Annotated in this window: 7 protein-coding genes; 2 read left to right on the top strand and 5 right to left on the bottom strand. The window is 74.4% G+C overall.

The window, feature by feature from the left end; all coding sequences use genetic code 11:
• Positions 1-295: 295 nt before the first annotated feature.
• A complete protein-coding gene (locus GWI24_RS39570) occupies positions 296-1537 on the top strand; it encodes a sensor histidine kinase (protein WP_210950862.1) in 1242 nt (413 codons plus the stop codon).
• A gap of 16 nt (positions 1538-1553) precedes the next feature.
• On the top strand, positions 1554-2219 hold the full coding sequence (locus tag GWI24_RS39565) for a response regulator transcription factor (RefSeq protein WP_044582312.1): 666 nt from the start codon (positions 1554-1556) through the stop codon (positions 2217-2219).
• Between the two features lie 134 nt (positions 2220-2353).
• On the opposite strand, the gene GWI24_RS39560 is transcribed toward GWI24_RS39565, so the two are convergent.
• The 5 genes from GWI24_RS39560 to GWI24_RS39540 form a co-directional block, all read right to left on the bottom strand.
• A complete protein-coding gene (locus GWI24_RS39560) occupies positions 2354-3277 on the bottom strand; it encodes a DUF2797 domain-containing protein (RefSeq protein ID WP_210950861.1) in 924 nt (307 codons plus the stop codon).
• Positions 3277-3519 carry a DUF6332 family protein gene (locus GWI24_RS39555; RefSeq protein WP_210950860.1) on the bottom strand — a complete coding sequence of 81 codons (243 nt, stop codon included), beginning with the start codon at positions 3517-3519 and terminating at the stop codon, positions 3277-3279. The genes GWI24_RS39560 and GWI24_RS39555 overlap by 1 nt, the downstream gene beginning before the upstream one ends.
• A 6-nt stretch (positions 3520-3525) precedes the next feature.
• Positions 3526-4056: a DUF4442 domain-containing protein gene (locus GWI24_RS39550; protein WP_247617529.1), complete on the bottom strand. Its 531-nt coding sequence runs from the start codon at positions 4054-4056 to the stop codon at positions 3526-3528.
• A 140-nt stretch (positions 4057-4196) separates the two neighbouring features.
• Positions 4197-4931 carry a maleylpyruvate isomerase family mycothiol-dependent enzyme gene (locus GWI24_RS39545; protein ID WP_210950859.1) on the bottom strand — a complete coding sequence of 245 codons (735 nt, stop codon included), beginning with the start codon at positions 4929-4931 and terminating at the stop codon, positions 4197-4199.
• A 53-nt stretch (positions 4932-4984) separates the two neighbouring features.
• Positions 4985-5670, bottom strand: a 686-nt coding sequence (locus GWI24_RS39540) for an MFS transporter (RefSeq protein ID WP_210950858.1), incomplete at its 5' end; no start/stop codon positions are given.

Raw genomic sequence — 5670 nt, 5'->3', positions numbered from 1 at the left:
TCGGTCGCGTCTGGCTGATCTTCGCGGATCTGCGGTGGCCATGCCGGGGTGCCCGCCCGTACCGGAAGAGGCGGTGCTGCCGGGGACGGGGGCGCGAGTGGCCCTGACGGGCATGCTGGGCGACCCGCCTCCGTGCGCGCGCTCGTACGGCTCGTCACTGGGCGCCGCAGGTGTTCGGTTTGAGCTTGCCCCGCGATCTGCCCGGCAGGGCATGGGCGCCTACTCCGCCGGGAGTAGGCGCGGGCACCGCGCAGGGGGGACGCCGGGGGCGCCCGGCCGGTTTAGCGTTGCCCGTATGCACGGATTCACGGGGGAGCACGGCCCGGGGCAGCGGCCGGGCGGATGGTGGCGTGGGGCGCCCTTCGACCCATCGCGTACGGCCGTACCCTGGCGCTCCTCGGTCGCCATCGCCGTCATCCAGATGGTGGGCACCGGGTTCGCCGCACATGATCAGCCCGCCCGGGCGGGCCTCGGGCCCGGGAGCGCCGCGCTGCTGCTCGCCGGGCCCGTACTGCTGCTCATGCGTCATCGCCGTCCCGGGACGGTCGTGGTCGGCACCGCCGCGGTGACCGCCGTCTACCTCGCCGCCGGATATCCGTACGGGCCCGTCTTCCTCAGCGTCGTCGTCGCCTGTGTGACGGCCATCGCGGCCGGGCGGCGGATCGCCGCGTGGAGCGCGCTCGGGCTGCTGTGGGGAAGCCATCTGCTCATCGGCCACTGGCTCTACCGCTGGCTGCCGCCCGGCGATGACGGGCCCGTCGGATGGGGGCAGGAGCTGGCGGTCACCGCCTGGGCGACGGCGATCGTGGCCGCCTCCGAACTCGTCCGCGTACGGCGTGAGCAGTGGGCCCGCGAACGGGCCGAACGGGAGGCGGCGGCGCGGCGCCGGGCGGACGAGGAGCGGCTGCGGATCGCCCGCGAACTGCATGACGTCCTCGCCCACAGCATCTCCGTCATCAACGTCCAGGCGGGCGTCGGGCTCGCTCTCCTCGACCAGGACCCCGAGCAGGCCCGCACCGCGCTGACCACCATCAAGGCGGCCAGCAAGGAGGCGCTGGGCGAGGTCCGCCAGGTCCTCGACACCCTGCGGACCTCCGGCTCCGGCGCACCCGGCGCCGCGCCCCGCTCACCCGCGCCCGGCCTGGACCGGCTGGAGGAGCTGACCGGGCAGGCGGCGGACGCGGGGCTCGCGGTGCGGGTGGAGGTGGAGGGCGCACGGACGGCCCTGCCGCCGGGCGCCGATCTCGCGGCGTTCCGTATCGTGCAGGAGGCCCTGACCAACATCGTCCGCCACTCCGGCTCCCGGAACGCCCATGTGCTGCTGCACTATGCCCCCGGTGAGTTGGAGCTGCGGGTGGACGACGACGGCCCCGCGACCGGGGACGGGGCGACGGGCGGCGGCAACGGCCTGGTCGGCATGCGCGAGCGGGCCGCCGCGCTCGGCGGCACAGTGGAGGCGGGCCCGCGCCCGGACGGCGGCTTCCGCGTCCGGGCCAGGATCCCGTTCAAGGGTGGGAGGGAGCCCCATGAGGGATGAGGATGGGCCCGAGACCATGATCCGTGTCGCGCTCGCCGACGACCAGCTCCTCGTCCGCGCCGGATTCCGCGCCCTGCTGGCCGCGCAGCCGGATATCGAGGTGGTCGGCGAGGCGGCCGACGGGGAGCAGGCGCTGGCGCTCGTACGGGAGCGGCGCCCCGATGTCGTCCTCATGGACATCCGCATGCCGGTGCTCGACGGCCTCGCCGCCACCCGCGGGATCACCGGGGACCCGGCCCTCGGCGAGGTGAAGGTGGTCATGCTGACCACCTTCGAACTCGATGAGTACGTCTTCGAGGCGATCCGCTCCGGCGCCTCCGGCTTCCTGGTCAAGGACACCGAACCGGATGAACTGCTACGGGCGGTGCGCGCGGTCGTCGGCGGCGACGCGCTGCTGTCGCCCGGGGTGACCCGCCGTCTCATCGCCGAGTTCGCGGCCCGTTCCAGGGAACCCGCGCCCGCGGCGGCGCTGGCGGAACTGACCGAGCGGGAGCGGGAGGTGATGGCCCTGGTCGGGATGGGGCTGTCGAACCAGGAGATCGCCCGGCGGCTCGTGGTCAGCCCGCTCACCGCCAAGACCCATGTGAGCCGGACGATGGTCAAACTGGGCGCCCGGGACCGCGCCCAACTCGTCGTGCTCGCCTATGAGTCGGGCCTGGTCCGGCCGGGCTGGCTCGGCTGAGCGAGGGCTCTGCGGTCCGGGCTTCGTGCCCCGGGCTCTGTGCTCCGGGCTCTGCGGTCCGGGCTTCGTGCCCCGGGCTTTGTGCTCCGGGCCTCTCGCCCAGCACGGCTCTCCGCTCAGAACAGGCTCTCGGCTCAGAACAGCCCTTCCGGGGCCTCCGCTTCCCGTTCCCACCGCGCCACCGGCGCCGTCGTCGGGGCGTCCGCCGCGGCCGCCGCCAGTGCCCAGCCCGCCAGCTGCCGGGTGTCCAGCAGCAGGGCCCGGCCGTCCGTCGAGGTCAGATGGATGTCCGGGCCCGCCACGGCGTCGATACGACCGGCCACGGTGGCCTCGGGGACGAGCTGGACCAGCCCCGGCGCGGGGCGTACCCGGTCCAGGTGGAACGCCGCGTCATGGTGCACCGGCTCGAACGGGGCCAGGGCCAGCGACTCCGGCAGACCGCCCAGGCCGCGCGCCCGCTGGTGGAGCGCGGCGAGGTCGGCGGCCCGTCGCTCAGGTGGCGGCGGGGCCTCGCGGGCGGTGCGCTTGGCGGCGTAGGGGAAGCGGTCCGGGACGCCGAGCGCGGCGCCCAGCACGGCTTCGGCGCGGCGCGCGGCCATCAGCGGACCACGGCCCAGCAGACAGTACGAGAGCGCGGCCTGCTCCAGCAGCCGTGCCCCCTCCCGCTCGGCCGCGGTGATCCCGACCTTGACCAGCTCCGGGCCGAACCAGGCGAGATAGACGTCGTAAGGGCGCGGATCGTCCGTACGGGTGTCGGCGGCCACGGAGTACGAGCGGTCCAGCCGGGCGCAGTCCGGGCACTGCGCCGATACGGCGGAGGCCGGGACCTCGGCCCCGGCCGGGCATGGGGTGTGCCGGGCGCCCCTGCGGACGCCGACGCAGGCGCGCCGGGGCCCGGTGGTGAACGAGAGCGGGCGGTCCGGTGTCAGCGGGGAGAGCCGTTCCCCCTGGGCCGGATGGCGCCAGACCAGCGCGGGCCCGCCGCGGGCCCAGCGCGCCCCGGCGCACTGCCACCGTGCGGGCCGCGGGTCCTGGTCCTGGCCCTGGCTCTGGGGCATCAGCGCTTCTGCCGGGAGAAGAGCCACAGCGCACGCACCGGGCGGACGGCGAATCCGACGGTGGCCACCGCGAAGGCGGCTCCCTGCCAGGCCCGCTCGTGGGCCCGGTCCAGGTCGCCGAAGAGAGCGGGGCTCGCGACCGCGACGTAGCGCACGGCCGCCAGCAGACCGGCCGTGACCAGGGCGAACACTATCTCGATGGTGAGCGCGTCGCGTTCGTCCTGGGTACGGGGCCCGGTCATCTCGGCTCAGCCCTTCGCCTGGTGTCCGGTGGCCGCCGCTGGGTCGGTCCTCCCCGGCCCCGGCTTGCGCTGCCCGTCATGGTGCTTCCGGCGCACATACAGCTGCTTCCGTACGCGTGCCACGACCGTACCGTCCGCGGCGACCACCTCGTTCTCGAACCACGGAAGCGCCTTGCCGCCGTCCGCCGTGGCCTCGCGGATCTCCTCGAGCCGCTCTTCGGTGAGCTTGAAGTCGGCGAACACGTCGCCGCGGCCGGGCGAGACGAAGTCGATCTCGCCGGCCTTGTCCCAGACGATGTAGTCCCGGCCGAGCCGTCGCATCACCAGCAGCATCCAGAACGGGTCGCTCATCGAGAACAGCGAGCCGCCGAAATGGGTCCCCACGTAGTTGGAGTTGAAGCGGCGCAGCCGCAGCCTGACGCGGGCGCTGCTCCAGTCCTCCGCGAGGTGGACCACCCGCACTCCGGCGAAGAGATAGGGCGGCCACCAGTTCATCGCGCGGCGCAGTCCGCGCGGCGACATCGATCGACGTGACATGACAGGAAGCTAACACGGGTTATTACTCATCGGTAACCCAAGCGGTTGGCCTGCCCGAGCGGGGCGCAGCCAAGCGGCGCGCGTACCCGAGCGGTGGGCGCGACCCGAGCGGTGTGGTCGCGCCCCGAGCGGCCGGGAGGTCAGATCCCCGAGTGCTCCCGCCACAGCTCGGCCAGCTTCTCGTCCCCCTCCGTGGTCAGCGCGGTGATCGGCAGCCGGTTCCAGAGCGCGAGATAGAGGTCGCGGGCCGGGCCGCTGAGCTCGCAGTCGGCCGCCCCCTCGCCGTGGCGCTCGGTGCGCGGAGCGTCCTGGGACAGCCGTATCGTCCAGACCGCGCCCTGGTCCGTGGCCCTCACCCGGAGCGTGCGCGGGGTGTCCGTACGCACCCGGGACCGGTCCAGGCTGTGGAAACCGGCCAGCAGCTCATCCACCCCGTCGGCCGCGAATTCCGGGGTGAACGGGGAGAAGTCCCCGCCGCGCGCCGACTCCGCGTCGATCCGGTGGATGGCCGTCTCATGGGCCTGGCGCCGGGTCCAGAACCCCAGCGGGGACTCCGAGGGCAGGAAGGTGAAGCACTTCACCTCGGGGTCGGCATGGGTGAGGACGTCCACCAGCCGGCCATGGACCTCGCGGTACCACGACACCAGCTCGGCGTCGGCCGGTGCCGCCTCGACCGTCGGCCGGACCGGCTCGGTCAGGCCCTCGGCGACGAACCGGGCGGCCCAGCCGTGCACCCGGCCGATGTGCGACAGCAGATCACGGACGCGCCAGTCGGGGCAGGTGGGCACGGGGGCGTCCACCCCGGCCTCGGCCGCGGCGTCGGCCAGCAACCGGCCCTCGTGGTCGACGATTTCGATCAATTCGGCAGTCTCCATGGCGGAATCATGCCAGCCGCCTCTGACAACGCCGGGCCGAGGCGGGCGGAGTGTCAGCTTCCGGCCGTGCGCGCGGCGTTCCGCGTGCCGTACGCGACGACGGCCGCGACGGCGGCCAGCGCCGCGACCGTGGTGAGCGCGACCGGCAGCGAGTACCAGTCGGCGAGGAAGCCGATCGTGGGCGGGCCGAGCAGCATGCCGCCGTAGCCGAGCGTGGAGGCCGCGGCGACCCCGCCCGGCCCCGTCAGCGCGCCCGCCCGCGCGATGGCGACCGGGAAGAGGTTGGCCAGCCCCAGCCCGGTGACCGCGAAGCCGAGGAGCGCGAGCCAGATCGTGGGGGCGAGCGAGCCCAGCAGCATTCCGGCCGCGGCCGTGGCACCGCCCGCGATCAACGTCCTGGTCTGGCCGAGCCTTTCGAGCAGCGCCGTGCCGCTCAGCCGCCCGACGGCCATCATCAGGGCGAAGACGGCGTAGCCCGCGGCGGCGAGCCCGGCGGACGCGTCGAGGTCCTGATGCAGATGGAGCGCGGCCCAGTCGGCCATCGCGCCCTCGCCGTACGCCGTGCAGAGCGCGATCAGGCCGAACACGGCGACGAGCCACCGGGCGCGCCCCGGCCGCTGTGCGCCGGGGGGCGATTCGAGGTCGGCGGCCTGCCCGGACTCGGCCGCGGGTGCCGTGCCGCCCCGCGGCGTGGGCACCGGCAGCGAGATCAGCGTCCGGCCCGCGACAGCCGTGAGCA

The sequence above is a fragment of the Streptomyces sp. MK37H genome, from assembly GCF_018035285.1.
GTDB lineage: Bacteria > Actinomycetota > Actinomycetes > Streptomycetales > Streptomycetaceae > Streptomyces > Streptomyces endocoffeicus.
The sequence above is the reverse complement of the archived record's forward strand: the minus strand, read 5'-3'. Positions and strand labels throughout refer to the sequence as shown.